This window comes from Mesorhizobium sp. BH1-1-5, from assembly GCF_020165615.1.
Classification (GTDB): Bacteria; Pseudomonadota; Alphaproteobacteria; order Rhizobiales; family Rhizobiaceae; genus Mesorhizobium.
Genome location: NZ_JAIUIM010000040.1, coordinates 1 through 26,895, shown reverse-complemented (window position 1 = coordinate 26,895; position 26,895 = coordinate 1). Strand labels below are relative to the sequence as shown.

The window sequence follows — 26,895 nt, the reverse complement described above, 5'->3', positions numbered from 1 at the left end:
TTCTTGTGTCACGCTCCCGTGAGTCGGGCAAGGGCGTCGTCCATGACTGGGGCGGGCAGCTCGATCAGCCGCGGCGCCTCGGTGAACAGCAGCGCGGCCGTCACCTCGCGGCCCGGATAGAGCGGCTTAAGCAGCGCGCGGTAGAGCGCAAGCTGCAGCACATAGGCAGGCGGAACCTCCGCCAGGCTTTTGGGGGGCGGCCGATTGGTCTTGTAGTCGACGATCGAAACCTTCTCCGGCGTGACCGCCAGCCGGTCGATCTTGCCGGAAATCGAGCGCAGCTTGCCCTTCACCTCGAGGCTGCCCATCACCGCGACTTCCGCGCGCGAGGACGGCGAGAACAACGGGCCGAAGCGGTTGTCGGACAGGATCGACAGCACAGCCTCAAGCGCCTTGTCGCGCTCGCTATCAGGCCAGTCCGCGCCGGCGCGCGCCAGGTAACGCTCGGCCGCGCCCCGCCTCTCCGCCTCCGCGATGCCGGGCAACATCTGCAGCAATTTGTGCAGGGCAAGGCCGCGCACGACCGCAAAGCCGGGTTCGGCTGCGGCGTCGAGCACCGGCGAGCGCGTGTCGGGGGCGGCGTCCTTTGCCTCGTCGATCAGAGCCGAGGCGCCGGAAGGCGAAAGCGGCCGCGGCAGCTCCTCATAAGGCGGCAGCGGCCGGAACAGGTTTTCGGGCAGCGGCGCGGTGTGCTCGAAAGGTTCTGCCTCGTTGGCGCCAGTCAGCGCCACAGGCGGCAATTTGGTGATGTGGAAGCGATGCACGGCTACATCGGCCGTGGCAGGATGGGGCCGCTCGGCACTCTCGGGCGCGCCAAGCAATGCCCGGCTGACGATCGAATGCCAGGTGCCGGGGCTGGGCTGACGCTTGCCGTGATAGCCGCAGACGATCAGCCGGTCCTCGGCGCGCGTCATGCCGACATAGAGCAGCCGCCGGTATTCGTCATCCGCCAGTTCGCGCGCCCGGACCGAGGCCGCCTTCGAGACGCCATTGGCGACATCGCTCGCCGAGCGCCACAAATAGCCCTTGCCCCTCCATTGCTCGCCGGAGCCCTCGAACGGCATCAGCCGCGGCAGATGCTGGTCGCTGAACGGCGCCGAGCCGCCATCGACCAGGAAGACGACCGGCGCCTCCAGGCCCTTGGCGGCATGCACGGTCATGACGCGGACCTCGTCGCGCGTCTGGTCCATCTCGCGCTTGATCTCGGGGCCGGCATTTTCCAGCGTCGACAGGAAGGATTCCAGCCCCGGCAGTCCGGTCCGTTCCTCGGCCAGGCAAAAGCTCAGGAATTCGTCGAGGATGTCGCCGGCTTCCGGCCCGAGCCGCGCCGTCATCTTGCGGCGCAGATCGTCGCGCGCCAGCGCCGCGGCGTAGAATTCGAACACCGGCTTGAACGCAACCTCGGTTGCCCAGCCATCCAGCCGGATAACCACGGCGGCGAGGGCCACATCCTCGGCCGCATGTTGCCGCAGCGAGCCAATCAGCGACTGGCCTTTCGGCCTCGAGCCGGCGAGCGCCAGCAACGTCTCCTCCGCGACCTCGAAGATCGGACTGCGCAGCACCGCGGCCAGCGAAAGATCGTCTTCCGGCTGGATCAGGAAATGTCCAAGCGCGATCAGGTCCTGGACGGCGATATGGCCGGGCAGGCTCAGCCGATCGGCCCCGGCGACCGGGATTTGCCGGTTCTTCAGGCTGCGCGACAGCGCATGGACGAAGCGGTCGCGCTTGCGCACCAGCACGAGGATGTCGCCGGCGGTCAGTTTCCTGCCCTTGCCCTCGATGACCTCGCCGTGCTTGAGCCAGGTCTGGATGGTCGCCGCCACATGCTCGGCGACGCGCACGGCGGGTGCGCTGGCATGGTTGACCGGCAAGGTCCAGTCATCCGGCTCCTCGACCATTTCGGCGCCGACCGAAGGCCACACCTCGACATAGCCTGGCGCGTCATTGCGGATCGCCTGGTGTCTCAGCGGATCGGGGTCGTGGCTGATGCCGCGCCGCACACCCGGTTCGGCGAAGACCCGGTCGACCGCGGCCAGCACGTCGTCGCTCGAACGGAACGACCAGGTGAGCTTGAGATTGGCGAAGGCGGCTTCCGCGTCGCGCACGCGGCCGGCAAACAACAGCCGGCTTTCGGCGAACGAATCCGGCGCCGCGCCCTGGAAGGAGTAGATCGACTGCTTTTCGTCGCCCACGGCAAAGATCGTGCGCGTGACCGCCTCGCGCTGGCCGAGCCCGGCAAAGAACTCTTCCGTCAGCTTCTTCACCACCTCCCACTGGTCCGGGCTGGTGTCCTGCGCCTCGTCGAGCAGGATATGGTCGATGCCCTGGTCGAGCTTGAACTGCACCCACGGCCCGGCATCGGGCCGCGACAAGAGGCTAACGGTGCGGGTGATCAGGTCGTTGAAGTCGAGGAAGCCCCGCCCGCGCTTCAGCTGCTCGTAGCGCTCGATCAGCCAGCCTGCGACGGTTAGCGCCGCCGCTGTCCCTTCCAGCATGCGGAACAGCGCCAGCCGGTCGGTCACGTCGAGGATTGCCCTGGCCGCCACCAGATAGCGTTCGGGCAGGTCCGGTAGCCGGTCGACCAGCGCCTTCCTGAAGATCTTGGGCGGCTCATAGGGGTCGCCGTCGGCCTTGAGGAAAGCCTTTGCCAGCAGCCGCAGCCGTCGGATCGGGTCGGCCTCGGCAAAGGCGCTTTGCGCATAAGGCAGGACATTGTTCAGCACCTGCTTCGCGTCGGCGGCCTCCGCGGCGTAGGCGAATTCTGCGAACTGGCCGGTCGCAAAGCCAGGCAGCGGCCAGAGCGAAGCGGCGATGTCCTCGGCCGTCTGTCCGGCTCGGAAGCCGAATTCGGCGAACAGCGGCCGGAAATCCTGGCTTTTGCCGAGCTTGGCGATGAAATCGCGCAGTTCGTCGCGCTTGCCGACGGTTTCGCCGAGCAACGTGTCGAGCCCGAACTCGCCGCCGCGTTCCAGCACGGTGGCAAAGGCTTCCGCCAAGCCTTCGACGCCGGCGCCCGCCCCCGAGATCATGTCGCGGCGGGCGTCGCCGAACAGCGAGGCCTCCATCTGCGGATCGAGCATCTCGAAATGCGCCGGGATGTTGGCTTCGAGCGGGAACTGGTGCAGCACGGATTCGCAGAAGGCGTGGATGGTCTGGATCTTCAACCCGCCCGGCGTCTCGAGCGCCTCGGCAAACAGCCGGCGCGCCCGCCGCATCATGTCGCGATCGGCGCCGCGGCCGTCCAGCGCCGCGATCCTGACCGCCAGCTCCGCATCGGGCAGCGCCGTCCATTCCGACAGGGTCGAGAACACGCGGTTCGACATGTTGGCGGCGGCTGCCCGCGTGTAGGTGAGGCACAGGATCTTCGACGGATCGGTGCCGTTGAGCAGCAAACGGATGACGCGCTGCGCCAGGACATGGGTCTTGCCCGAGCCGGCATTGGCCGACACCCAGGCGGAATAGGCCGGATCCGAGGCGCGCGCCTGGCTGGCGGCGGTATCGGAGGGGATCGGATATTTCATCCTTCCGCCTCGTCTTCGCTGGCGCCGCCCGCCGACCATTCCAGCACGCGCGCCAGGTGGTCGTAGTCGCCGTCGGCCTCGCCCTCGCGAAAGGGAAGGGCGCGCGACAGGTAGCCGGCGGTCGGGTCGGCATAATGGAAGAGCAGCCGCTCCAGCCGCGCCCAGGCTTCCTCCGAGAGGTCGTTGGCGGTGCGGGGCTTGCGGTTGTATTCGAGGATCGATTCCTCGAACACCTCGCCATTCGGCTTCAGCCGCACGAAGGCAAGCTGCGAGGGCTCGCGAATGCCGAGTTCCTTGAAGGCGCCGCGCCTGAGCAAGGCACCTTCCAGCGCAAGCTGCGGCGACAGCAGCGTGTGCGCCTGCGCTTTCGAGGGCGAGGAGCCGGTCTTGTAGTCGAGTATGTCGGCCATGCCGCCGGCCAGCAGGTCGACGCGGTCGGCATAGCCGGAGAGCGTCACGCCGGTGCGGCCGACCACGGTCTTGTCGGCGCGCTCCTCGGCATAGCGCCTGGCAACGGCATCGGCGCGGCCATGCTCCCATTCGATGATGTTTTCGGCGAGCTTTTCGAAGCGCGGCCACCAGATGGCCTCGATATCCGGCGGAAGCTTTGCCTCGGCAAAGCAGACACGGCCGGCTTCGATGAGATTTGCCAGCGCGTTTGGCGCCCTTGGATCCTCCACCCGCCGCGAAAACAGGTGCAGGATCTCGTGGAACAGCGTGCCGCGCTCGGCCGCACCTGGATCGCGGATCAATGGCTCCAGTGGCGAGAGCCCGAGGATGCGCCGCGCGTAGACCGCGTAGGGGTCACGGCGCAAAGTCTCGATCTCGGTGACCGAGAAATGCTGCGGCCGCATGCTGAGCGGCGGCTTGGGCTGCGGGCGTGGGGCAAAATCCTTCTTCTCGCCGGCATCGAGCGCGCGCGCCCAGGCAAGCAGCGCGTCGCCGCGCCCGCGCAGTGCCGCCGCCGGCTCCTTGCCGATGAAGGTCAGCATGCGCTGCAGCCAGCGCGACGGAACCGCCGGTGCATCGCCGGAGCGGGCCGAACGCGTCAGCACCACTTCGCCGGCGCCCATCGCCATCTGGAAATCATGCGCGGCAAGGCCGATGCGCCGTTCCGGCGGTTCGAGGTCGATGCCGGTCTTCATCAGCCGCGACATGAAGCGGTCGCTCTCGGGCTTGCGCGGCCAGACCCCTTCATTGAGCCCGCCGATGACCAGCGTGTCGACATCTTGCAGCCGGGCTTCCAGCGCGCCCCAGATGGCGATGTTGCGGTCGGTGCCTTGCGCCGGCTTCACCGTCTCCGGCGCAATCAACGCCTCCATCACGTCGGGCCATTCCGAAGCGGCGAAGGTGAAGGACGAGGACGCCGCCACCAGCCCGCGCAGCAGCTCGGCCAGCTTTTCGCCGGCGTCGCCGGCATAGAGGTCGGCCAGATTGCCATCGGCTGCGCGGCCCAGCTCCTCCAGCGCGACAACGCTGGCGCGCGTCAGCGTCGCGATGTCGGCGTCTTTCTCGTCGCGCATCGTGGTGAGCGGCAAGAGCGCGTCTGTAAGGCGGCTAAGCATAGCTCGCGCCTGCTCGATGCCGCGGACCGACAGGCGTGAAAACCAGAAAGGCTGCCTCGTGTCGCCGCTCAGCTCCGCAAGCCGTGTCTCGAAAAGCGCGCCGAGCGATGCGACGTCGGGCCGGCCCGTGCCGCCGCGCAGCGCCACCAGTTCGACCAGTTCGGCGGCCTTGCGCACGCTCTGGCGCTCAAGGCCGAGCCCGAGCATCGGATGCTTGAGCAGGGCGAGCAGGCCGACCGGATCGCCGGGCCGGAATGCCGCGCTCAGCGCGAGCCTGAGCAGGCTGGCGGCCGGCGTGTTGATGAGCGGCGCGCCGCCGGAATCGTCGGCGACGACGCCGAAGCGCAGAAGCTCGGCCGACACGCGCCGCGCCAGCGCCCGGTCGCCGGTGACGAGCGCCGCGCGCTTGCCAGGGATCTCCACGGCGCGCTTCAACGCGATGGCGATTGCCGCCGCCTCGTCGCGCTCGTTCGCCGCCTCCACCAGCGTCACGCCGGCAAGCGCCTGTTCGATGTCATATGCCGTGAAACGCGGCCGCGTCTCGGTCCAGTATTCGGTGGTTTCGGCCGGCCGCAGCGCCTCGCCGACAAGGGCCGCGCGCAATGAAAGCGGCGGCGGCGCGGCGACGATATCCTCGACATCGTGGCGCAAAATGCCAATGCCGCCGATCAGCTTGGCGAGGCCGTATTGTGGATGGCCGAGTGTTGCCGGACGCGCGCCGGGCGCCGTGATCGCCGCGAATGATGCGTCGTCCAGCTCGCGATCGAGCCCGGGCAGGACGACGGCGCCGTTGGGCAGACCGGCGATCATTGCAAGCAGTTCCGCCGTGGCGGGGATGGAGCCGGTCGAACCGGCGGCGATCACCGGCCCGGCGGGCGGATTGCGCTTCAGCCGCCCCGCTTCCAGCCGGATCAGCGTGCTGCGATGCGCGGCCGGATTGGAGCGGTTGCGCTCCTTGAGCAATTCCGGCCAGTTGCCGGTGACGATGCCGAGGAAATCGAGCGTCACCTGCCACCATCCGGCGAGGTTACCGGGGACCAGCGTCGCCAGCTTCGCCCAATCCGTGCCCTCGGTCTCGATCTCGTCCATCAGCCGCGCGAGGTCGCGCGCTAGCCAGATGGCGTCGGCGGCCGAGGTCGGCACGACGAACTCCTCGTTGAACCGCTCCCTGACATGCGCCGGCAGGCTTTCCTTCCACGCGCGCACCAGCGGCGCCAGCAAGAGCAGCCGTTCCTGCGCGGCTATCGGCGGCGCAAGCTCGATGGCAGGTGCTGCCTCCGCGTCGAAGGCCGCCTCGTCCTCGTCGAACTCGCCGAGCGGCCGCACCGTCGGCAGGATCGCCGATCGTTGACCGAGCATGTCGACGAAAGCCCCGCGCAGCGCCCGCGCCGCGCGGCGTGTCGGCACATAGATGGTGGCGTCGGCAAGCGCCAGCGGGTCGCCGTCGAAGCGGAAGCCGGGGATCAGCCGGCCGTCGAGCAAAGCCTCCGCCAGCGTCGGCAGGAACGGCGCTCCGGGTGGGATGGAAAAGACGCGGCGCGAGCCGCTCATATCGCTTTCGCGAGGGCGCCGGCGACCGCCGCTTCGGCCGCCGGAATGGCGTCAGGCGTGCCGACGGTGATCCAGCGTCCGTTCATCTTCATGCCGAACAGGCGTCCGGCGGCGATCGCCCGGTCGAAATAGAGATTGAGCGAATGCGAGCCGGTGGGAGCATCCTTGAAGATACGCGGATGGATGATCGCGGCGCCGGCATAGATGAGCCCCGTCGGATCACCCTTCGAGCGCGTAAGTGCGCCGTCCGGCGCCACCAGGAAATCGGTGCCGACGCAATGCCCGGTCGCCGAGTCGAGATCGGTAAGCATCAGCAGAATATCCATCCTGGCGGCGTCCCATGCAAGGGCAAGGCGCTCGATGCTGGGCTGACCGCTGTCGATCCAGAAGGTATCGGCGTTGATGATGTAGAAGGGCTCGTTGCCAAGCAGGGGCAGCGCCTTGACGATGCCGCCCGCCGATTCCAGCAGCGCCTCGCGTTCGTCGGAGATGACGATCTGCGGCGCCCTGCGGCCGGCGACATGGGCGACGATCTGCTCGGGCAGGTAGTGCACGTTGACGATCGCCCTGGCGATGCCGGCGGCTTCCAGGCTGTCCAGTCCCCAGTCGAGCAAGGTCTTGCCGGCGATCTTCACCAGCGGCTTGGGCATCGTATCGGTGATCGGCCGCATGCGCATGCCGAGCCCGGCCGCCAGCACCATCGCGGTCGTCGGCGTCGTGGTTGGGGGCTTCATGGGACCCGTTCCTCGAGCAGGCCGTGGGCCATGTAGAAATCTTTCAAATCGGCCAATGCCGGATGCGCCAGCGCCCGCCTCAGATAGTCGCGGATGCGCGGCAGGTGTTTCAGATAGTAAGGCTTGCCGTCGCGCTTTTCGAGCCGCACGAAGATGCCGAGGATCTTCGAGTTGCGCTGCGCGGCCATGATCGCGTAGGCTTCGGCGAAACCGGCCTCGTCGAAGGTGCCGGCGGCGCGCCGCGCCGCGACATAGGCTGCCACCGTCCGCCGCTCGATCTCGGGCGAGACGGTGACGCGCGCATCCATAGCCAGCGAGGCGACGTCATAGGCGGCAGGCCCGATCAGCGCGTCCTGGACGTCGACGATGCCGAGCCGGTCGAGACCGGACCGCTCCGCGCGCCAGATGATGTTGGGCGAATGGAAGTCGCGCAGCATCAGCGTGTATTCGCGCCCCGCGAGGCGGTCGAGAAGGGCGTTCCATACCTGGTGATAGCCTGCCCGCAACGCGTCGTTTGCCGGTTCGCCGGTGATCCACGGCACATACCAGTCGACCAGAAGATCGGCCTCGATCAGCATGGCGTCGCGATCGAAAGGCGGCACCTCGTGGACCACGCCGGGCGCCGCTTCCATATGGTCGGGCCAAGTCTTGCCATGTATCATGGCTAGCAGCTCGGCCGCCGCTTCATAGCGCTCGGCGATCGGCTGGCCGTCGCCGTTCAAAAAACCTTCAGAGCCGAGATGCTCGATCAGCAGAAAGCCCTGGTCGAGGTCCTGGGCATGGATCGCCGGCACGCTGACGCCGGCGGCATGGAGCGCCCGGTCGATGGCGACGAAGGCGGCGACGGATTGGGCGGTATGGGCGATCACCGCATAGGGCTTGCCGTCGCGCACCGGCGGCCCGAGCACAAGGCGCGGCGAATTCATCAGCACGCGCGGCGCCTGGCCGGGCAATGAGACGATTTCATAGGAGCGGGCGGAGGCATCGCCGACGAAATGGCGGCGGCTGGCTTCGTCCCATCCGGCCGCGGCCAGGAAATCGCGCATCGCCAGCGACCGCGCCACGCGTTCGAGGACCGGTCCCTGTCCGGACAATCTCGCCACGCGGCTTTCGCCATGTTCGGCCAGATCGACCCACAGCGCGTTTTCCGGCAAGCGGTCCGCGGCCCGTTCAGGCCATTCGATGAGCGCCGCGCCTTGGCTGAGGGCATCGTCGAGGCCGAGCTCGTCGAGCTCGTCCGGTGAGGAGAGGCGGTAGAGGTCGAAATGATGCACCGGAACGCGCGTCTCGTAGCTCTGCACCAGCGTGAAGGTCGGGCTAGGCACTTCGAGGCCGGTGTCGTCGGCAAGCGCCCGGATCAGCGCGCGCGCCAGCGTCGACTTGCCGGCGCCGAGATCGCCTCTCAGCGCGATCGCGTCGCCGGCGCGCAAAGCCATGGCGAGGTCCTCGCCAAGCCTTGCCGTTGCCGCCTCGTCGGCGAGAAAACGCTCCAGCACCATCCCCGTCATATAGGCCGCGCTACTCGGCCGCGTCGCGGATGCCCGCCGGCGTATCCGGAATACCCGAAGGCTTGTCCGGGAAGGTGCAGATCACCGTGGTGCCTTTGTCCTGGCCGGTCTCGATGCGCACGGTTCCGCCATGCAGTTCGACGAAGCTCTTGACGATCGAGAGCCCGAGCCCCGCGCCGCGCCGCCGCCCGCCATTGGCGCGCGGCTCGAAGCGGCGGAAGACTGAGTCCAGCACGTCCGGCGGCATGCCGGGACCGTCGTCATGCACCGAGAATTCGACGCTGTCGGCCAGCCGGCGGCAGGTAAGCCGGATCGTGCTTGCCTCCGGCGCATAGTTCGCGGCGTTGCTGAGCAGGTTGTAGAGGATCTGGCGGATGCGGGTCTCGTCGCCGTGGAAGCTCGCCGGCGCCTCCGCCGCATCGATCTCGAGCTTGATCCGGTGCTCGTCCAGCCGGTCGGCGACCAGTTCGGCGGCCGCCGCGATGGTCCGGTCGATGTTCATCTCGGAGATGTCGAGCTGCATGATGCCGGCATCGACGGTCGCCAGGTCGAGGATATCGTTGACGATGGTGAGCAGCACCGATGACGACGAGCCGACATGCTCGACATATTCGCGCTGCTTCGGCGTCAGCGGCCCGGTCGCGGGCAGCGACAGAAGCTCGGTGAAGCCGATGATGTTGGTCAGCGGCGAGCGCAGTTCATAGGACACGTGCTGCACGAATTCGTTCTTCAGCTGGTCGGATTTCTCCAGCGCCTCGTTCCTGTCCTTCAACGCCCGTTCGACATTGACGGTGTCGGTGACGTCGACGAAGGTGATCATCACCTGGCCGTTGGGCAGGTGGATCACCGCGTAGCTCAGCACCGTGCCGTCGACGAGCTCGACCTGGCCGCGGCGGTCGCGGCGCTCGTCGTCGAAGCCGGTGACTGCGGCGACGAAGCCGCCCCACGGGCTGTTCGCGGCACGCTGGTTGCACAGGTCGCGGATCGCCGAAACATGGACGTTCGTCTTGACCGCTTCGACCGCCAGCCCCCACAGCGCGACGAAGGCGGGATTGGACAGGCGCAGCCGCCCGTCCGGACCGAACACGGCCACCCCCTCCGCCAGATTGTCCAGCGTCTCGCCCTGCACCCGCACGGCGGTCTGGTAGCGGCTTTCGAGGTCCATCTTCTCGGTCAGGTTCTCGAACACCCAGGTGACGCCGCCCTTCGGCTGTGGGTTCGCCACCACGCGTATCGTCTTGCCGTCCGGCAGGTGCCACCAGTGTTCCTGCGGTTCGACGGCGCGATAGGCGCTGAGCAGGGTTTCCTTCCAGCGCCGCCATTCCGGCTGCTCGGCGATCCTGCCTTCCGAGCGCAGCCTGTCGAGCAGCAGCGTGTTGGAGGGGGCGCTGAGCAGGAAGCCCGAGTCGAGCCCCCACAGCTTCTGGAAGGCCTGATTGAAGAAGCGCAGCTTTTCCTCGGTGTCGAAGATCGCCACGGCGGTGTTCAATTGGTCGAGCGTGTCGGCATGGCTGCGCACGGTACGTTCATATTCGGCGCGGATCGCCTCGGCGGCGCTGGTGTCGCAGGCAAGCCCCGCCGAACCGTCGGCGCCGGCGAAATCGGTGACCGCGAACATGCGGCGATCGCCTTCGATCACGGTGGAAAGCGTCTGTTCGAACACCGGGCGCGACTTATGCTGCTCGGCGATCTGCTCGCGCGCCTGGCCGCCAAGGAATTCCTTCGCGTCGCGCACGGCGGCGGCCGCGCTTTCCGCCTCTACCGCCTCTGCATAGGCGCGGTTGACCCATTGCAATCGACCGTCCGCGGCGCGCAGCCACGTCGGCATCTTCAACACGTCGAGCAGACCGACCAGGGTGTCGTAGTCGGTGCTGAGCCGCTGGTTCTCGATCTTCAGCCTGGCCTGGCTGCGCAGCGTCTCCGACAGCGACACGAAGCGCACCAAGACATGCGCCGCGCTCTTGCGGCCATGCACTTCCAGCGGCACGCCGGCCTGCGTTTCGATGACCAGGTCGAAGGCCTTCGCCTGTTCGCGCAGCGCGGCAACCGCGTGCTCCAGCGCCGCCGCCGAGCGCGGCATCAGCCAGCGGCCGAAGGCGAGGAAGGCGGACCTGTCGTCGGGCGCGCCGCTTTCCAGCGGCAGGCTGCCGATGAGCTCGGGCTTCTTGTTGTCCGTGGTCCAGACCACCAGGCGTTGGTCGCGCAGGTTGAGCAGCGCCTCGGAACGCTGCAGCGCAGCGTTGACGTCGGCGATGCGGGCCCTGAGCTGGACATTCTGCGAGGCGGTGCGGGTGCGCTCGCGGATCAGGAAGATGGCCGAGACGAGCGCGGCGCCCATGACGCCGACGAACATGGCGAGCTGCATGACCTCGACGGTGCTGACGGGCGGTGCGGCCTTTCCCGGGATGCCCGTCTCGGCGTGGGCGGCAAACGCCAGCAGCGGGCCGGCAAGCGCCGAGGTGGCAAGAAGCGAGGCCAGCCGCAAGCCGGCACGCAAACCGCCGCCGCTCACGGCGGGGCCGGCCTCGTTCGAATCCTCATGGCCGCCGGAAACGGCCTTTCCCGCGCGTGGCGGGTAATCCCCCGGCATGTCTTGGTCCTCTTCGCCGCTTGAATGCAAGACCGCCCTGAATGCGTCCCCGGCCCAACATGTCCCCGGACCGCGAATCACAACAATAACGCTTGCCGGAATCGGCGTGAAGAATCATTGGCGCAAAAAATAAAGCCGGGCGGAAAGTCAACCACCCGGCTTCAATATCTGGTAGATAATTTCACTTTGGTTAATAGCGGTAGTGTTCCGGCTTGTACGGACCCTGCGTCGTCACACCGATATAGGCGGCCTGTTCGCCGGACAGCTCCGTGAGCTTGGCGCCGAGCTTGTCGAGATGCAGCCGCGCCACCTTCTCGTCGAGGTGCTTGGGCAGCACATAGACCTGGTTCTGATACTGGCCGTGCTTGGTGAAAAGCTCGATCTGCGCCAGCACCTGGTTGGTGAACGAGGCCGACATGACGAAGCTCGGATGCCCGGTGGCGTTGCCGAGGTTGAGCAGGCGGCCCTCCGACAGGAGGATCATCCGCTTGCCGTCCGGGAAGGTGATCAGGTCGACCTGCGGCTTGACGTTGGTCCATTTCAGGTTGCGCAGCGAGGCCACCTGGATCTCGTTGTCGAAGTGGCCGATATTGCCGACGATCACCATGTCCTTCATCGACCGCATGTGGTCGAGCGTGACGACGTCCTTGTTGCCGGTTGTGGTGATGACGATGTCGGCGTTGGGGGCGGCGTCTTCCAGCGTCACCACCTCATAGCCATCCATCGCCGCCTGCAGCGCGCAGATCGGGTCGACCTCGGTGACCTTGACGCGGGCGCCGGCGCCGCGCAGCGAAGCCGACGAGCCCTTGCCGACGTCGCCATAGCCGCAGACCACCGCGACCTTGCCGGCCATCATCGTGTCGGTGCCGCGGCGGATGCCGTCGACCAGCGATTCCTTGCAGCCGTACTTGTTGTCGAATTTCGACTTGGTGACGGAATCGTTGACGTTGATCGCCGGGAAAGGCAGCAGGCCCTTCTTCTGCAGCTGGTAGAGGCGGTTGACGCCGGTGGTGGTCTCCTCGGTCACGCCGCGGATCGCTTCGCGCTGCTTGGTGAAGAAGCCGGGCGAGGCCTTCAGGCGCTTCTTGATCTGGGCGAACAGGATCTCTTCCTCCTCGCTGCCGGGATTGGACAGCACGTCCTCGCCGGCCTCGGCGCGGGCGCCGAGCAGGATGTACATGGTGGCGTCGCCGCCATCGTCCAGGATCATGTTGGAGGTGCCGCCGTCGGTCCACTGGAAGATGCGGTCGGTGTAGGTCCAGTAGTCCTCGAGCGTCTCGCCCTTGATGGCGAACACCGGGATGCCGGCCTCGGCGATCGCCGCGGCCGCGTGGTCCTGCGTCGAGAAGATGTTGCAGGAGGCCCAGCGGATGTCGGCGCCCAGCACCTTCAGCGTTTCGATCAGCACTGCCGTCTGGATCGTCATATGCAGCGAGCCGGTGATGCGCGCGCCCTTGAGCGGCTGCTTGGCGCCGAACTCCTCGCGGCAGGCCATCAGGCCCGGCATTTCGGTTTCGGCGATCTCGATCTCCTTGCGGCCCCAGCCGGCAAGCGAGATGTCGGCGACCACATAGTCCTTGCTACCCGTCATGGCAGTGCTCCGGTGTGATTTTTTCTCAAAGGCGCGCCGACGCCGGGAGGCGCATGAGAGGGCGCGATTGCCGGCCTGACTAGCAGATCGGCCGCCGCACGACAATGGGACATAAAGAAATCTTTATGCGCGCATGTCTTGGAAGCGCGAAGATGTGAAGCCGGGGACTAGATTTCCTCGCCGAAACGCGAGGCGACCAGCTGCTCCAGCGCGTCCATGGCCGGCACGGCTTCCGGACCGCTGGCGATGACACGGATCGAATAGCCCGGGCTCGCCGCCAGCATCATCAGGCCCATGATCGAGGTGCCGCCGACCTTCACGCCGTCCTTCTCGACATGGATGGTGGCGTCGAAGCCGCTGGCGACCTGGACGAACTTGGCCGAGGCGCGGGCATGCAGGCCGCGCTGATTGATGATCGGGAATTCCCGCACCACCTCATTCGTCGCCGATGCCGGTGCGTTCATTTGCTGCTCAGGAGCTGGCTGGCGACGTTGATGTATTTGCGGCCCGCCGCCTGCGCCTCGTCGAGCGCGGCGGTCATGTTGTCGCCCTTGCGGATCGACGAGAGCTTGATCAGCATCGGCAGGTTCATGCCGGCGATGACCTCGGTGCGGCCGGATTCCATCACCGAGATGGCGAGGTTGGAGGGCGTGCCGCCGAACATGTCGGTGAGCACGATGACGCCGGCGCCGGTGTCGACGCGCGCCACGGCGTCGACAATGTCGGCCCGGCGCTGCTCCATGTCGTCGTCTGCGCCGATCGCCACGGTTTCGAAATTGTCTTGCGGCCCGACGACATGCTCGACTGCATGCCGGAACTCGGTGGCGAGTTGACCGTGCGTCACGAGCACGAGTCCGATCATTCTCTGGTGGCTCCCGTCATCGCCGCTTCACAGGCGTATCTTATGTTCGCCAGCCATTCCAGGCGGCGGGAGCGCTATCTTGTCGACGCACGGCCGGTTGACAAGCCCAAAATTGCGGCAGCTCGGGCCATTTTGACGCATCGCAGCAAAAAACCCGGGCCGGATCACGAAAAAGGCTGGATCGACAATCGCGCCATCAGCATGGGCAGCGCGGCCGCGACATTCTGCCTGGCGACGTCGATGCGGGGCAGCCGGCATCCGTCGATCGTCTCTGTGGTCTCGTCCTGCAGACGCGCCATGTCGGCCGGTTCGACAAGCCGCACCACGAGGTCGATCACGGCGGCCGGCTCGAAAGCCAGCGGTCGCGGTCCGATGCCATGCACCTCGGCGAGGCCGGCGATGCTTGCCGGCGCGCGGCACAGCAGCCGGCCGCCACGCGCGTCCGAAAACAACTGGTCGTCCCCGACCAGTCGGGAAAACATCCCGCGGGTTCGGCAATGATCGAGGAGCGCCAGCGCCAGCGTCGTCTTGCCGGCGCTCGACGGCCCGGTGATCAGCACGCCGCACTCGCCGATCAGGATGGCCGTCCCATGGATGTTGCGGAGCTTCACGGCGGCGTCTGGCATGGTCGGTCCGGCGATCAGCCTTCCGCGGGCAGCGTCACCACGAAGCGCGCGCCCTTGATCTCGCCGGGCTTGGTGCCGGGGATGTTCTCGGCCGTCAGCGTGCCGCCATGCGCCTCGACGATCTGGCGGCTGATCGACAGCCCGAGGCCGGAGTTCTGGCCGAACGCCTCGCCGGCCGGCCGGTCGGTGTAGAAGCGCTCGAAGATGCGGTCGATCTTCTCGGCCCGGATACCCGGGCCGTTATCGTCGACGGTGATGATGTTGAACTTGCCCGCGCGGGCCAATGAGATCGCTATATGGCCATGCTGGTCGGGCACGAAGGAGCGCGCGTTCTCGATCAGGTTGGTGATGACCTGGCCGATCCTGAGGTCATGGCCGGCAACGACATAACCCTTGGCGCCGGCCGGCAGCTTGGCGACCTTGAGCTCGATCTCGACCGCCTTCTTGTTGCGCGTCGTCTCGCGCGAGACCGCGACGAGGTCGGTGACGAACTTCTTCAGGTCGACGGTCGCCGCATCCTCGCGCGCGAGCTCGGCGTCGAGCCGCGATGCGTCGGAGATGTCGGTGATCAGGCGGTCGAGCCGCCTCACATCGTGCTGGATGATCTCCATCAGACGCGCGCGCGACGTATCGTTTTTCGCCAAGGGCAGCGTCTCGACCGCGCTGCGCAGCGACGTCAGCGGGTTCTTCAACTCGTGCGAGACGTCCGCCGCGAAGCTCTCGATCGCCTCGATTCTTGCGTACAGCGCATTCGTCATGTCGCGCACGGCAATGGACAAATTGCCGATCTCGTCCTGCCGGTCGGAGAAATCCGGGATTTCCTCGCGGTTCTTGACGCCGCGCCGCACCCGGACCGCGGCGGCGGAGAGCCGCCGCAGCGGGTTGGCGATGGTGGACGCCAGAAGCATCGACAGGATCGCGGTGACGAGGGCCGCCACCCCGAATACGCGCAGGATCGCCTTGCGCTCGGCCGCGACGATCTTGTCGATGTCGCCGCCTTCGGTGGACAGCATCAGCACGCCGAGCACGGCGCGAAAACGCTGGATCGGCACCGCGACGGAGACGATCTGCTCGCCCTGCTCGCTCACCCGCACGATGGTCGAGGGGCTGCCGGTCAGCGCCTTGACCACTTCCGGAAAGGCCGCGCCATTGCCGCCGGGCTGCTCGTGATAGACCGGCAGGTCCTTGTTGCGGAAGAAGTCGAAGATGAATTTCTCGACCCGTTCCAAGAGGTCCGGCTGCTCGTCCTCGACCGGCGGCAGATCGTAGCGCAGGATCTGGCCGCGCGAGTAGAGATGCCGCGAATCGAGCAGCAGGTTGGCGTCGCGGTCATAGATGCGGGCGCGTGTGCGCGTCGGCGAGATCAGACGCCTGAGCACCGGCGCGACGCGTTCCGGATTGATCGGGAAGTCGAGATTGTCGAGCTGGTCCGAACCCGGTCCAAGGCTCTCGCCGGCCTGCAACTCCAGCAGCTTTTCCGGGTCGATGCTGATCGAATCGGTCTCGACGGTCGCCGAAGCCGCGATCGCGCCGGCGATGATCTCGCCCTGCGTCATCAGGCTTTCGACGCGCGCGTCGATCAGCCCGTCGCGGAAAGTGTTGAGATAAAGGATGCCGGTGACCAGCACGGCAAGGCCGGCCAGGTTCAGGAACAGGATGCGCCGCGTCAGGCTGGAGAAGATGTGATGGCCGAGGAACCGGCGCATCGGCACCGTGAATTTCGACACGAAGGCGGGCACGATCCGCGATGGGCGCCTTGCCGCGCCCGCCCGTCTGCCTCGCTCTACTTCCACTGCCATCGAATAGCAGGCCCTGGTTAAATTAGTGAGTAGGCAGTAGGCAGTAGGGAATAGAGAAATGATTGGCTGAGACCGAGGCTGGCATGAGTGGCCGCTAGCACATTCAAAACTGACTACCGACTATTCCCTACTGCCTACTCACTACTGCCTATCTCATGCCTCGCGGAACCGGTATCCGACTCCGTAAAGGGTTTCGATCATCTCGAAGTCGTCGTCGACGGCCTTGAACTTCTTGCGCAGCCGCTTGATGTGGCTGTCGATGGTGCGGTCGTCGACATACACCTGTTCATCATAGGCCGAATCCATCAGCGCATCACGGCTTTTTACCACGCCGGGGCGTTGCGCCAGCGAATGCAGGATGAGGAACTCGGTCACCGTCAGCGTCACCGGCTCGCCCTTCCAGGTGCAGGTGTGCCGCTCCTGGTCCATCACCAGTTGGCCGCGTTCGAGCGAGCGGGCCTGCTGGGTGGGCGCCTTGGCCGCCGCCTCGCGGGCGCTGGTGCGGCGCAGCACCGCGCGCACGCGCTCGACAAGCAGGCGTTGCGAGAACGGTTTGCGGATGAAGTCGTCGGCGCCCATCTTGAGGCCGAACAACTCGTCGATCTCGTCGTCCTTAGACGTCAGGAAGATGACCGGCAGGTCCGACTTCTGGCGCATGCGGCGCAACAGCTCCATGCCGTCCATGCGCGGCATCTTGATGTCGAGGATAGCGAGGTTCGGCGGCCGCGCCGCCAGGCCTTCCAGCGCCGACGCGCCGTCGGTGTAGGTTTCAACCCGATAGCCCTCGGACTCGAGCGCGATCGACACCGAGGTCAGAATGTTGCGGTCGTCGTCGACAAGCGCGATTGTTGCCATTTCAAGCGGCTCCCTCATGAGCTGTCCCTTCTGTCGTCGAGAAGGGGCTTTTGCAGGACAAATTGGGTACAAAATGTGGCACGGGCCCTGTCCGAAGTCACGGGCGGCCTGCCGCTACACACCATCGCACCCATATTGGGATTGACGACTGAAGCCTGCCAATCCTTGGGCAACCTCTGTGATTTTTTGCACATATAAACGATTTAAACAACTTTCAAATTTTTTAAATCGATTAATGATTTGATATCATTCGGCTTTTCTGGTTCTGAACTTGGCGGCCCCAGCGCGGGCTCCGGGAAACCACCCGTCACGTGCGGCCAAATCCAGAGAGGAAATTTGATGTCGGAAGCCGGCAAACGCAACCCCGACTGCGCCATCGACACGATCGGCCTGAAGACCGCGGGCATGGTGCGCTATAATTTCGGCGCGGCCGAACTCTATGAGGAAGCGATCCGGCGCGGCGAGGCGAGGTTGACCGCGCAGGGCGCGCTGGTTGCCGAGACCGGCCAGCACACCGGGCGTTCGCCGAAGGACAAATTCGTCGTGCGCGACGACAGCACCGGCCCGCATGTCTGGTGGGACAACAACAAGGCGATCTCGCCGGCGCAGTTCGAGGCGCTTTATGCGGATTTCCGCGCCCATGCGACCGACAAGGACCTGTACGTCCAGGACCTCGTCGGCGGCGCCGACGCCGAATTGAAGCTGCCGACCCGGGTCATCACCGAATTCGCCTGGCATTCGCTGTTCATCCGCAATCTTTTGATTCGCCCCGAAGCCGCCGAGCTCGAGCGTTTCGTGCCGCGGATGACGATTATCGACCTGCCCTCCTTCCGCGCCGATCCGGCGCGTCACGGCACCCGCACCGAAACGGTGATCGCGGTCGACCTCACCCGCAAGATCGTGCTCATCGGCGGCACCTCCTATGCCGGCGAGATGAAGAAGTCGGTGTTCACCATGCTGAACTACCTGCTGCCGGCAAAGGGCGTCATGCCGATGCACTGCTCTGCCAATGAAGGTCCTGACGGCGACGCGGCCGTCTTCTTCGGCCTGTCCGGCACCGGCAAGACGACGCTTTCCGCGGATCCGTCGCGCACGCTGATCGGCGACGACGAGCATGGCTGGGGCCCGCACGGCATCTTCAATTTCGAGGGCGGCTGCTACGCCAAGACGATCAGGCTGTCGGCCGAGGCCGAGCCGGAGATCTTCGCCACCACGCAGCGCTTCGGTACGGTGCTGGAGAACGTGGTGCTCGACGCCGGCCGGGTTCCGGATTTCAACGATGGCAGCCTCACCGAAAACACGCGCTGCGCCTATCCGCTGGACTTCATCCCCAACGCCTCGAAGAGCGGCCGCGCCAGCCATCCGAAGAACATCATCATGCTGACCGCCGACGCCTTCGGCGTCATGCCGCCGATCGCCAGGTTGACGCCGGCGCAGGCGATGTACCACTTCCTGTCGGGCTACACCGCCAAGGTTGCCGGCACGGAAAAGGGCGTCACCGAGCCGGAGGCGACGTTCTCGACCTGCTTCGGCGCCCCGTTCATGCCGCGCCATCCGTCCGAATACGGCAATCTGCTGCGCGAGCTGATCGCCAGCCATGGCGTCGACTGCTGGCTGGTCAACACCGGCTGGACCGGCGGCGCCTATGGCACCGGCCGCCGCATGCCGATCAAGGTGACGCGCGCCTTGCTGGGCGCCGCGCTCGACGGCTCGCTGAAGTCGGCCGAGTTCCGCACCGACGCCAATTTCGGCTTTGAAGTGCCGGTGGCGGTTCCGGGTGTCGAGAGCGCCATCCTCGACCCGCGCTCGACCTGGGCGGACAAGGCTGGTTACGACCGCCAGGCCGCGAAGCTGGTCAACATGTTCGCGACCAATTTCGAGAAGTTCGAACGCCACGTCGACGCCACCATCCTCGGCGCCGCGCCACGGCTGCAGGAAGCGGCTGAATAATCGCTGCCGCCAGCGTCTTCACCTCCAGGGCCCGGCTCACGCCGGGCTTTTCTTTTTGCGGCCGCCGCGTCATGAGTGCATGCATGGCGAGCGACGACGACATCATCATATCAGGCGAAGCGGTCATTCGTGCGGGCGACCTGCATGAGGATTTCATCCGCTCGTCCGGCCCGGGCGGTCAGAACGTCAACAAGGTGGCCACCGCAGTGCAGTTGCGCTTCGACGCGGCGAACGCTTCCGGCCTGTCGGAGCGGGTCCGCGCCCGCGCGATCAAGCTTGCCGGCCAGCGCGCCACCAAGGACGGCGTCATCGTCATCGAGGCAGGCCGCTTCCGCACCCAGGAGCAGAACCGCGCCGATGCGCGGGCGCGGCTGACGGCCCTGGTCGCCAAGGCGGCCGAGCCGCCGCCGCCGCCGCGCAAGAAGACCAGGCCGTCCAAGGGTGCCGTGGAGCGGCGCCTGAAGAGCAAGGCAGGCCGGTCGACGGTGAAAAAGCTGCGCGGCCGCGTCGATAACGATTAAGCACGGTTGAATCGGCTGCTTCCAATTCTGGGTTGCAGATGGCAAGCTCAGATTGCTGCAACAGCGAGGAGACCAGCCATGGGTATTTTCGATTTCGTCAAAGGCGTCGGCAAGAAGCTCGGCATCGGCGGCGACGACGAGGCATCGCCAAACGCGGATACGTTGAAGAAGGAGCTCGATTCGCACAAGCTGGGCACGGACGGCGTCCAGGTTGCCATTCAAGGCGACACCGCGGTTTTGAAGGGCACGGTCAAGGATCAGTCGGTCTTCGAGAAGGCGGTGATCGCGGTGGGCAACACGCTCGGCGTGTCCAAGGTGCAGGCGGACGAGCTGAAGGTCGCGCCTGAGGCCGGCACGGCGGCGCCGGCCAAGGAACCGACGCTCTACACCGTCCAGAAGGGCGACAATCTCTGGAAGATCGCCGAAAAATCTTATGGCAAGGGGAAGGGCGCGAAGAACAACATCATCTTCGAGGCCAACAAGCCGATGCTGACGCATCCCGACAAGATCTATCCCGGCCAGGTGCTGCGCATACCCGATATCGACCAGGCCTGACGCCGGCACATCGCAGGGATTGGCGCAAACGGCGGCTTTCGGGTCGCCGTTTTCTTTTGCCGGTGGCATGCTTGGGCCAGTCGACTGCATCGATAAGCCAACCGGGATCGACCATGCTCGTTTTGCCGAAAGGCGTCCGCCATATGCCGGGCTACCTCGCGCGCCCCGCCCAGGAGGCGCTGGTCGAGGAGATCAGGCGCGTCGTGCAGGCGGCGCCCCTCTACGTGCCGGCGATGCCGCGCACCGGCAAGGAGATGAGCGTGCGCATGACCAATTGCGGCGCGCTTGGCTGGGTGACCGACAAGAATCGCGGCTATCGCTACCAGCCCATGCATCCGGTGACGGGCGAAACCTGGCCGCCTATCCCCGAGGCTTTGCTGCAATTGTGGCGCGAGGTCTCGGCCTATCCGCATCCGCCCGAGGCATGCCTGGTCAACTTCTATTCGGCGGATGCCAAGATGGGCTTGCATCAGGATCGCGACGAGCAGGATTTCGCCGCGCCCGTGGTGTCGGTCTCGCTGGGCGACGACTGCCTGTTCCGGGTCGGCCAGAGCACGCGGGAAGGCGGCACGAAGTCATTCAGGCTGAAGAGCGGCGACGTCGTCGTGCTGGGCGGCGAAGGGCGCCTCGCCTTCCACGGCGTCGACCGCATCTATTCCGCGACGTCGGCCCTCTTGAAGAATGGCGGCCGCATCAATCTGACGTTGCGGCGGGTGACGGCGCCTGGCTGACGCGAGCGTCGCGAAGCAGCACCCGCACGGTCTCGTCCTCGGCGATCGGCCGGTAGTCCTGCGTGAAACGGACATAGTCCTGATGGCGAGACAGCTCCTCGGCCAAGACACTGTCGTTTTTCTGAATGATGAGCATCATCGGTCGTTTCGTCTCAAGCTCGGCAAGCTTGCCGTCGATGTAGCGGTCGGCGATCTCACGATAGTGGTAGGCCGCCTCTTTGTTGCCGTCCCGGGTCGCCACTGCCGAAAGATACAGCGCCGATTCACCCAGCCAGTCGCTGCAATAGCGCGAAATCCATGTTCCACCGATCATGCGGGTGAGCGGATGGCCCGCCGCGATGTCGGAACCGATAAGCGCGACGGTCGGCTGACGAGCCGCGGCCTCGATCTTGGCGGCAAGCTCGGCGTCCGGCTTCTGCGTTTTCATGAACGGGATGGCGGCCGCCGCTACGACGGCCGCAAGCAGCAGCTTCCGGCCGAACTCCATTGCCTTGCCTGGCGACGAAGGATCGGCTTGCGCCGTTCTCAAAAGCAGCGCCGCCAACACCAGGCTAAACGCCGGAAACGCGTGATAAGGCCAGCCCTTGGCCTGGTAGATCAACGGCACCACTGCCGCAAGCGAGGCTTGCGTGAAAACGCTCACCAGCGGCGAGAATGGCAACCCCGGCCGGAGAAAACGCAGGATCAGGAGCGCGATTAGATAGATAGGTACATAGGCGATCAGCAACCCCTGCATGTTTCCCATCCGCATATAGGTGTCGGCCAGGATCGGGTAGATGACGCTCAGGAATTCCGGATAGAGAAGCATCACGGCAACGGCATAGGCGACGCAGACCAGGCCGATCACCCAATATTCGATCGCCAGCAAAGGCAGGATCGACCGGCGCTGCCAGGCCACGTACAGCGCCGGGGCGAACACCACCAGCGCGTAGTAGGGCTTCACCAGCAACAGGACGCTGCCACCTAGCCCGGCAAGCATCGCCACCAGCATGCCAGGCCTGGCCCCGCTCGCCGGCGCCGCGCGCCAGGCCATCAGCACCAGCAACGGCAGGAACAACGCAATGCCCAGATGCTCCCGCTCGCTGAAGGCATTGCCAGGAAAGATGACCAGCAGTGCCAGGAACAGCGGCAGCATGGACAACAGCGCGCGGTTCTCCGCAAAGCCTGCCTGTCTGGCGATCAGCGCGGCGAAGCCGAGACCGATCAGGCAGACCGCATAGGCATAAACATGGATCACCACTTCCGGCGACAGGCCAAGCGCCTGTGCCAGGGCCACGGCCGGCATGAACAGCCAGGGCGTGAATGGCGGGTTGACCTCGAATAGATCGACATAGAGCCGGGAGCCGGAGAGCACCCGCTCGGCCATGGTGATTGCCCAGCTGGTGTCGGGTATGACACCCCATCGTATTTGCCAGGGCACCGCTGCCGCCAGGACGAGGAGGCAGAGGACCAGGGTCCGCGTGGCCACGCCGGCGCCGGATGTGTCGGCCGGCGAGCGGTCCAGGGTCTGGGCCATGGCGGACCTCTGGGCAAGCGAAGGGCGGGTTTCCATGTTCATCGCATCGCTGCCGTGAAGACGAATTTGCGCAAGATGACGAAGTTCAGGACCGGAACCAGCGCGCAGGCCATTGCCACCGGCACCAATGCCGGCAGCCCGGCGATGTCGGCGAGCGCCACCGCCAACCCGACCGAGAGCAGGAATCCGATCGCCGTGGCGCAGGCAAAGCGGACGATCTCGAAGCCGACCGCGCCGTCCGACATGAACGTTACGAAACGGTGCCCGCAATAGGAGAACACGGCGCCGGCGCCATAGCCGGCGATCGAGGCGGTCGTCGCCGGCATGCCGAAGCCATGCCGGTCCGACAGCGCCAGCGTCACCACCGCATAGATCAAGGTCGATATGCCGCCTATCGCCGCAAACCGCAGGATCCGCGCCGACTCCGAACGACCCATGGCCCATGATCGGAAGCTGTCGCCGAGCGAGGGAGCTCGCGCGGCCACGCACTTTCGCGGATTCAGCGCCTGCCGCAACGTCAGCCGAGCCGTCGTTCGCGCGCCGCGGCCATGTCCTTCGACGCTTCGGCGTTTCTCATCGCGGCGATCGCTTCCTCAAAACCGGTCAGGCGATCGACCACATAGAGCGGGCGCCGCTTCACCTCGGCGTGGATGCCGCCAACATAGAGGCCGACGATGCCGGTCATGAAGAGATTGATGCCTGACAGGAAGGAAATGATCATCACCGTCGAAGTCCAGCCATGGACGACGCCGCTGGCAAACAGCCAGGAAAACAGGGCGTAGACGCCAAGCAGGGCGGCAAAGCCGGAAATGGCCAGACCCGCCCACAGCGCCAGCCGCAAAGGCTTGTCGGAAAAGCTGATGACGCCATGCACCGCCAGCCGCACCATCTTCCAGAACGGATATTTGGTTTCGCCGGCCGCTCGCTCGGGTCGTTCGAACGACACCGCCGTCTGCTTGAAACCCATCCAGCCGAACATGCCGCGCACGAAGCGGTCGCGCTCGGGCATCTGCTTGAACGTGTCCAGGGCCTTCCTTCCCACGAGCCGGAAATCGCCGACGTCGCGCGGGATGGTCACCGAGGTCATCTGCTCGAGGGCGCGGTAGAAGAGGCTGGCGCTCGCGCGCTTGAACAGCGTTTCCCCCTCGCGTTTGGTGCGGCGGGCATAGACGATCTCGTAGCCTTCCTTCCATTTGGCGACGAGGTCGAGCACCACTTCGGGCGGGTCCTGCAAGTCCGCATCCATGACGACCACGGCATCGCCGGCAGCCGCGTCCATGCCGGCGGTGATCGCGATCTGGTGGCCGAAATTGCGCGACAGTTCGATCAGCCGGAAGCGTGGATCCGAGGCGGCCATGCCGCGCAGGAAGATGACGCTTGTGTCCCGGCTGCCGTCGTCGACGAAGATCGCCTCGCCGCTGGCGTCGAGCTTGTCGAGCAAGGCGGTGATCCGCCGGACAAGCAGCGGCAGCACCGCCTCCTCGTTGAAGATCGGAATGACCAGTGAATAGACCGGGGTCTTAAGGCCCGCGGCATTGCCCGCATTGATCACCGGTTGCCTCCCGACACCCGCCAGTGCATGTCGCCCAAAGCGCGTAGCGGTTTTGGGAAAACGACATGCATGAAAGCAAAGATCTGAAGCGCGTCGTCTGCACCGTTTCAGCGCGGCGCGCTTTAGAGTTTGGCTGGCAACGCTAATTGGGATTGCCTAAGGCGTCGTTAAGGGGGTCACAATTTCCTTAACGCCACTTCCTCGATCAGGTGGTTGGCGCCCTTGCGCAGGATGAGGTCGGCCCGTGCCCTGGTCGGCAGGATGTTCTCGCGCAGGTTCTTCAGGTTGATGTTGGCCCAGAGCCCCTCCGCGATGGCGCGCGCGGCATCTTCCGACAGCTGCGAATAGCGGTGGAAGAAGGAGTCCGGATTGCGGAAGGCGGTCTCGCGCAGCCGCATGAAACGCTGGATGTACCATTGATGGATCAGCTTCTCGTCGGCGTCGATATAGATGGCGAAATCGAAGAAGTCGGACAGGAACGGCACGATCTTGCCGTCCTTCGGCAGCTTGCCCGGCTGCAGGACGTTGATGCCCTCGAAGATCAATATGTCGGGACGGTCGATGGTGACGAACTCGCCCGGAATGACGTCATAGGTCAGGTGCGAGTAGACCGGCGCGATGACGCTGCTTTGCGCCGACTTGATGCCGGACAGGAACCTGAGCAGCGCGCCGACGTCGTAGCTCTCGGGGAAGCCCTTGCGCTCCATGAGGTTCTCGCGGCGCAGGATCTCGTTGGGCAAGAGGAAGCCGTCGGTGGTGATGAGGTCGACCTTCGGGCTCGACGGCCAGCGCGCCAGAAGCTCCTTCAGCACGCGCGCCGTGGTCGACTTGCCGACCGCGACCGAGCCCGCGATGCCGATGATGAAGGGTGTCTTGACGACGTCCTGCGCCTTGAAGAAGGCCTGGCGTTGCCGAAACAGCAGCTGGCTCGCCTCGACATGCGCCGAAAGCAGCCGCGAAAGCGAGAGGTAGATGCGCTTGACCTCTTCGAGGTCGACCGGGTCGTTGAGCGAGCGCAGCCGGTCGATCTCGTCCTCGGTGAGCGTCAGCGGCGTGTCGGCGCGGAACTGCGACCATTGCTCGGCGGAGAAGAAGCGATAGGGGGAATATTTCTCGGTCGGAGCAAGTTGGTCCATGGGGTTTCCTGCCCTCCTCGCCGTCAGCCACGGGCCGTCAACCCCGGGGGCGGGACGCCTTCTCGGCGATGCCCGAGCGGCTGGTCCGGCCTTCGAGCTCCTTCAGCACGTCGTCAAGCGGAATGCCCGCTATGCCCAGGACGACCAGCCAATGATACAGAAGATCGGCACTTTCCGAAACGAGCGCCTGCTTGTCGCCGCGGATGGCGGCGATCACTGTTTCCACGGCCTCCTCGCCGAGCTTCTGCGCCGCCTTGTCGATGCCCTTGGCGAACAGTTTCGCCGTCCACGAGTCCGCGTCGCCGGAATGGGCGCGTTGGTGGATGATCATTTCCAGGTCGGCGAGCGAAAAGTCTGCCATAACAGTCATTTATGCCCCATAGGCAGCCGAGTCCAGCCGCATCGGCAGGCCGGCACTGGCCATGTGCGCCTTGGCCTCGGCGATCGTGTAGGTGCCGAAATGGAAGATCGAGGCGGCAAGCACGGCGCCCGCATGGCCGTCGCGGATGCCTTCGACCAGATGATCGAGCGTTCCAACGCCGCCGGAAGCGATCACCGGCGCGCGCACGGCGTCGGCGATCGCGCGTGTCAGCGCAATGTCATAGCCTGCCTTGGTGCCGTCGCGGTCCATCGAGGTCAAAAGGATCTCGCCGGCGCCGCGCTCGACCATCTTTCTGGCGAAGTCGACGGCGTCGATGCCGGTCTTCTCGCGCCCGCCATGGGTGAAGATTTCCCAGCGGTCGGTCTCGCCTTGCGCCGACACCTTCTTGGCGTCGATCGCCACGACGATGCACTGGTTGCCGAACTTGTCGGCGGCTTCCGCCACGAAATCAGGGTTCTTCACCGCCGCCGTGTTGATCGACACCTTGTCGGCGCCGGCGAGCAGCAGCTTGCGGATGTCGGCCACCTGGCGCACGCCGCCGCCGACGGTGAGCGGCATGAAACATTGCTCGGCCGTCCTGGCGACCACGTCGAAGATCGTCTCGCGGTTGTCGGACGATGCGGTGATGTCGAGGAAGCAGAGCTCGTCGGCGCCGGCGGCGTCATATGCCTTGGCGGCCTCGACCGGATCGCCGGCATCGATCAGGTCGACGAAATTGACGCCCTTGACGACGCGGCCGTTCTTGACGTCGAGGCACGGAATGACGCGGGCCTTGAGCATCACTTGCCTTCCAGGGTCGAGAGCAGGTCGACCACCAGCTCGCCGACCAGCGGCGGCACGTCGCCCTTGGGGTCGAAGGCCGGATCGTAGGCCGAGATGGTGAGCCCAGCAATCGAAAGCGGCCCGGCGAGGCCGCACATCGCGCTGCGCACCTGCTCCGGCGCCGGACCGCCGGGCGTGGTGTAGCGGTTGGCCTGCAGCTTATCCGGGTCGTGCACGTCGAGATCGACATGCATATGCACCTGGTTCGCGCCGTCGGCCTTCAGCCGTTGCGCAGCAGCCTTCCAGTCCGGACATTCGGTCCGGATGATCGGCAGCGTCTCCAGCAGGTCCTTTTCGGCGGCGTCGAGGTCGCGCGCATTGACCAGGACGCAACGCGACGGATCGACCGGCTTGAAGCCCGGTATCTGCGCCGCCATCGCTCGCCAGCACAGGCCGAGCGTGGTGGCCAGCGCCATGCCGTCGAGAAAGCCCGTCGTGCTGGTTTCCGGCGTGTTGAGGTCGCCATGCTGGTCGGCCCAGATGATGGCGTCCGCGCCGGGGCCGGGCCCCGCGCCCGCCGCGGGGCGG

The 26,895-nt window shown here is 65.9% G+C and carries 22 protein-coding genes; 4 read left to right on the top strand and 18 right to left on the bottom strand.

Annotation, left to right across the window (positions count from 1 at the left end; genetic code table 11):
* Positions 1-8: 8 nt before the first annotated feature.
* The 11 genes from addA to LB572_RS32260 form a co-directional block, all read right to left on the bottom strand.
* The gene (gene addA, locus LB572_RS32310) at positions 9-3,521 is read right to left on the bottom strand and encodes a double-strand break repair helicase AddA (RefSeq protein WP_224670637.1); all 3,513 of its coding nucleotides are present in this window, start codon (positions 3,519-3,521) and stop codon (positions 9-11) included.
* On the bottom strand, positions 3,518-6,637 hold the full coding sequence (gene addB / locus LB572_RS32305; protein WP_224670636.1) for a double-strand break repair protein AddB: 3,120 nt from the start codon (positions 6,635-6,637) through the stop codon (positions 3,518-3,520). The genes addA and addB overlap by 4 nt, the downstream gene beginning before the upstream one ends.
* The gene (locus LB572_RS32300) at positions 6,634-7,371 is read right to left on the bottom strand and encodes a nucleotidyltransferase family protein (RefSeq protein ID WP_224670635.1); all 738 of its coding nucleotides are present in this window, start codon (positions 7,369-7,371) and stop codon (positions 6,634-6,636) included. Before LB572_RS32300 ends, addB begins: the two co-directional genes overlap by 4 nt.
* Positions 7,368-8,879, bottom strand: coding sequence for a tRNA (adenosine(37)-N6)-threonylcarbamoyltransferase complex ATPase subunit type 1 TsaE (gene tsaE, locus LB572_RS32295; protein ID WP_224670634.1), 1,512 nt, complete (start codon positions 8,877-8,879; stop codon positions 7,368-7,370). Before tsaE ends, LB572_RS32300 begins: the two co-directional genes overlap by 4 nt.
* A gap of 10 nt (positions 8,880-8,889) precedes the next feature.
* On the bottom strand, positions 8,890-11,469 hold the full coding sequence (locus tag LB572_RS32290) for a sensor histidine kinase (protein ID WP_224670633.1): 2,580 nt from the start codon (positions 11,467-11,469) through the stop codon (positions 8,890-8,892).
* A gap of 190 nt (positions 11,470-11,659) precedes the next feature.
* On the bottom strand, positions 11,660-13,060 hold the full coding sequence (gene ahcY, locus LB572_RS32285) for an adenosylhomocysteinase (RefSeq protein ID WP_140801597.1): 1,401 nt from the start codon (positions 13,058-13,060) through the stop codon (positions 11,660-11,662).
* 167 nt (positions 13,061-13,227) lie between these two features.
* Positions 13,228-13,524: an HPr family phosphocarrier protein gene (locus LB572_RS32280; RefSeq protein WP_140801598.1), complete on the bottom strand. Its 297-nt coding sequence runs from the start codon at positions 13,522-13,524 to the stop codon at positions 13,228-13,230.
* Positions 13,521-13,922: a PTS sugar transporter subunit IIA gene (locus LB572_RS32275; RefSeq protein WP_040986851.1), complete on the bottom strand. Its 402-nt coding sequence runs from the start codon at positions 13,920-13,922 to the stop codon at positions 13,521-13,523. Before LB572_RS32275 ends, LB572_RS32280 begins: the two co-directional genes overlap by 4 nt.
* A 164-nt stretch (positions 13,923-14,086) precedes the next feature.
* Positions 14,087-14,548 (bottom strand): HPr kinase/phosphorylase, encoded by a 462-nt coding sequence (locus LB572_RS32270; RefSeq protein ID WP_224670632.1) that lies wholly within the window; start codon positions 14,546-14,548, stop codon positions 14,087-14,089.
* A 14-nt stretch (positions 14,549-14,562) separates the two neighbouring features.
* Positions 14,563-16,347 carry a sensor histidine kinase gene (locus LB572_RS32265; RefSeq protein WP_318014096.1) on the bottom strand — a complete coding sequence of 595 codons (1,785 nt, stop codon included), beginning with the start codon at positions 16,345-16,347 and terminating at the stop codon, positions 14,563-14,565.
* Between the two features lie 153 nt (positions 16,348-16,500).
* Entirely contained in the window at positions 16,501-17,202 is a 702-nt protein-coding gene (locus LB572_RS32260) for a response regulator transcription factor (protein WP_126063331.1), read from the bottom strand.
* A 339-nt stretch (positions 17,203-17,541) separates the two neighbouring features.
* Here LB572_RS32260 and LB572_RS32255 point away from each other — a divergent pair, with 339 nt between their 5' ends.
* From LB572_RS32255 to LB572_RS32240, 4 genes are all read left to right on the top strand, one after another.
* The gene (locus tag LB572_RS32255; protein ID WP_224670631.1) at positions 17,542-19,152 is read left to right on the top strand and encodes a phosphoenolpyruvate carboxykinase; all 1,611 of its coding nucleotides are present in this window, start codon (positions 17,542-17,544) and stop codon (positions 19,150-19,152) included.
* Positions 19,153-19,235: 83 nt separating this feature from the next.
* Positions 19,236-19,673 carry an alternative ribosome rescue aminoacyl-tRNA hydrolase ArfB gene (gene arfB / locus LB572_RS32250; protein WP_140801602.1) on the top strand — a complete coding sequence of 146 codons (438 nt, stop codon included), beginning with the start codon at positions 19,236-19,238 and terminating at the stop codon, positions 19,671-19,673.
* A 78-nt stretch (positions 19,674-19,751) separates the two neighbouring features.
* A complete protein-coding gene (gene lysM, locus LB572_RS32245; RefSeq protein ID WP_140801603.1) occupies positions 19,752-20,228 on the top strand; it encodes a peptidoglycan-binding protein LysM in 477 nt (158 codons plus the stop codon).
* A 113-nt stretch (positions 20,229-20,341) separates the two neighbouring features.
* Complete coding sequence (locus LB572_RS32240; RefSeq protein WP_224670630.1) at positions 20,342-20,959, top strand: alpha-ketoglutarate-dependent dioxygenase AlkB family protein; 618 nt, start codon at positions 20,342-20,344, stop codon at positions 20,957-20,959.
* Here the strand turns inward: LB572_RS32240 and LB572_RS32235 are convergent.
* From LB572_RS32235 to LB572_RS32205, 7 genes are all read right to left on the bottom strand, one after another.
* Entirely contained in the window at positions 20,922-22,475 is a 1,554-nt protein-coding gene (locus tag LB572_RS32235) for a hypothetical protein (RefSeq protein ID WP_224670629.1), read from the bottom strand. The genes LB572_RS32240 and LB572_RS32235 overlap by 38 nt on opposite strands.
* Positions 22,476-22,513: 38 nt before the next feature.
* A complete protein-coding gene (locus LB572_RS32230) occupies positions 22,514-22,912 on the bottom strand; it encodes a GtrA family protein (protein WP_224670628.1) in 399 nt (132 codons plus the stop codon).
* 80 nt (positions 22,913-22,992) lie between these two features.
* Positions 22,993-24,027, bottom strand: a complete 1,035-nt coding sequence (locus LB572_RS32225; protein WP_224670627.1) for a glycosyltransferase family 2 protein — start codon at positions 24,025-24,027, stop codon at positions 22,993-22,995.
* A 176-nt stretch (positions 24,028-24,203) separates the two neighbouring features.
* The gene (gene coaA, locus LB572_RS32220; RefSeq protein ID WP_224670626.1) at positions 24,204-25,163 is read right to left on the bottom strand and encodes a type I pantothenate kinase; all 960 of its coding nucleotides are present in this window, start codon (positions 25,161-25,163) and stop codon (positions 24,204-24,206) included.
* 37 nt (positions 25,164-25,200) lie between these two features.
* Positions 25,201-25,524, bottom strand: coding sequence for a phosphoribosyl-ATP diphosphatase (locus LB572_RS32215; RefSeq protein ID WP_224670649.1), 324 nt, complete (start codon positions 25,522-25,524; stop codon positions 25,201-25,203).
* Between the two features lie 9 nt (positions 25,525-25,533).
* On the bottom strand, positions 25,534-26,328 hold the full coding sequence (hisF, locus tag LB572_RS32210; protein ID WP_224670625.1) for an imidazole glycerol phosphate synthase subunit HisF: 795 nt from the start codon (positions 26,326-26,328) through the stop codon (positions 25,534-25,536).
* The coding region (locus LB572_RS32205; protein ID WP_224670624.1) for an arginase family protein at positions 26,325-26,895 on the bottom strand (571 nt) is incomplete at its 5' end. The genes LB572_RS32205 and hisF, both read right to left, overlap by 4 nt.

Excerpts from the sequence above, each read along its gene's own strand:
- addA (WP_224670637.1), bottom strand. The coding sequence starts at position 3,521 with ATGAAATATCCGATCCCCTCCGATACCGCCGCCAGCCAGGCGCGCGCC.
- addB (WP_224670636.1), bottom strand. The coding sequence starts at position 6,637 with ATGAGCGGCTCGCGCCGCGTCTTTTCCATCCCACCCGGAGCGCCGTTC.
- LB572_RS32300 (WP_224670635.1), bottom strand. The coding sequence starts at position 7,371 with ATGAAGCCCCCAACCACGACGCCGACGACCGCGATGGTGCTGGCGGCC.
- tsaE (WP_224670634.1), bottom strand. The coding sequence starts at position 8,879 with ATGACGGGGATGGTGCTGGAGCGTTTTCTCGCCGACGAGGCGGCAACG.
- LB572_RS32290 (WP_224670633.1), bottom strand. The coding sequence starts at position 11,469 with ATGCCGGGGGATTACCCGCCACGCGCGGGAAAGGCCGTTTCCGGCGGC.
- ahcY (WP_140801597.1), bottom strand. The coding sequence starts at position 13,060 with ATGACGGGTAGCAAGGACTATGTGGTCGCCGACATCTCGCTTGCCGGC.
- LB572_RS32280 (WP_140801598.1), bottom strand. The coding sequence starts at position 13,524 with ATGAACGCACCGGCATCGGCGACGAATGAGGTGGTGCGGGAATTCCCG.
- LB572_RS32275 (WP_040986851.1), bottom strand. The coding sequence starts at position 13,922 with ATGATCGGACTCGTGCTCGTGACGCACGGTCAACTCGCCACCGAGTTC.
- LB572_RS32270 (WP_224670632.1), bottom strand. The coding sequence starts at position 14,548 with ATGCCAGACGCCGCCGTGAAGCTCCGCAACATCCATGGGACGGCCATC.
- LB572_RS32265 (WP_318014096.1), bottom strand. The coding sequence starts at position 16,347 with ATGGCAGTGGAAGTAGAGCGAGGCAGACGGGCGGGCGCGGCAAGGCGC.
- LB572_RS32260 (WP_126063331.1), bottom strand. The coding sequence starts at position 17,202 with ATGGCAACAATCGCGCTTGTCGACGACGACCGCAACATTCTGACCTCG.
- LB572_RS32255 (WP_224670631.1), top strand. The coding sequence starts at position 17,542 with ATGTCGGAAGCCGGCAAACGCAACCCCGACTGCGCCATCGACACGATC.
- arfB (WP_140801602.1), top strand. The coding sequence starts at position 19,236 with ATGGCGAGCGACGACGACATCATCATATCAGGCGAAGCGGTCATTCGT.
- lysM (WP_140801603.1), top strand. The coding sequence starts at position 19,752 with ATGGGTATTTTCGATTTCGTCAAAGGCGTCGGCAAGAAGCTCGGCATC.
- LB572_RS32240 (WP_224670630.1), top strand. The coding sequence starts at position 20,342 with ATGCTCGTTTTGCCGAAAGGCGTCCGCCATATGCCGGGCTACCTCGCG.
- LB572_RS32235 (WP_224670629.1), bottom strand. The coding sequence starts at position 22,475 with ATGGCCCAGACCCTGGACCGCTCGCCGGCCGACACATCCGGCGCCGGC.
- LB572_RS32230 (WP_224670628.1), bottom strand. The coding sequence starts at position 22,912 with ATGGGTCGTTCGGAGTCGGCGCGGATCCTGCGGTTTGCGGCGATAGGC.
- coaA (WP_224670626.1), bottom strand. The coding sequence starts at position 25,163 with ATGGACCAACTTGCTCCGACCGAGAAATATTCCCCCTATCGCTTCTTC.
- LB572_RS32215 (WP_224670649.1), bottom strand. The coding sequence starts at position 25,524 with ATGGCAGACTTTTCGCTCGCCGACCTGGAAATGATCATCCACCAACGC.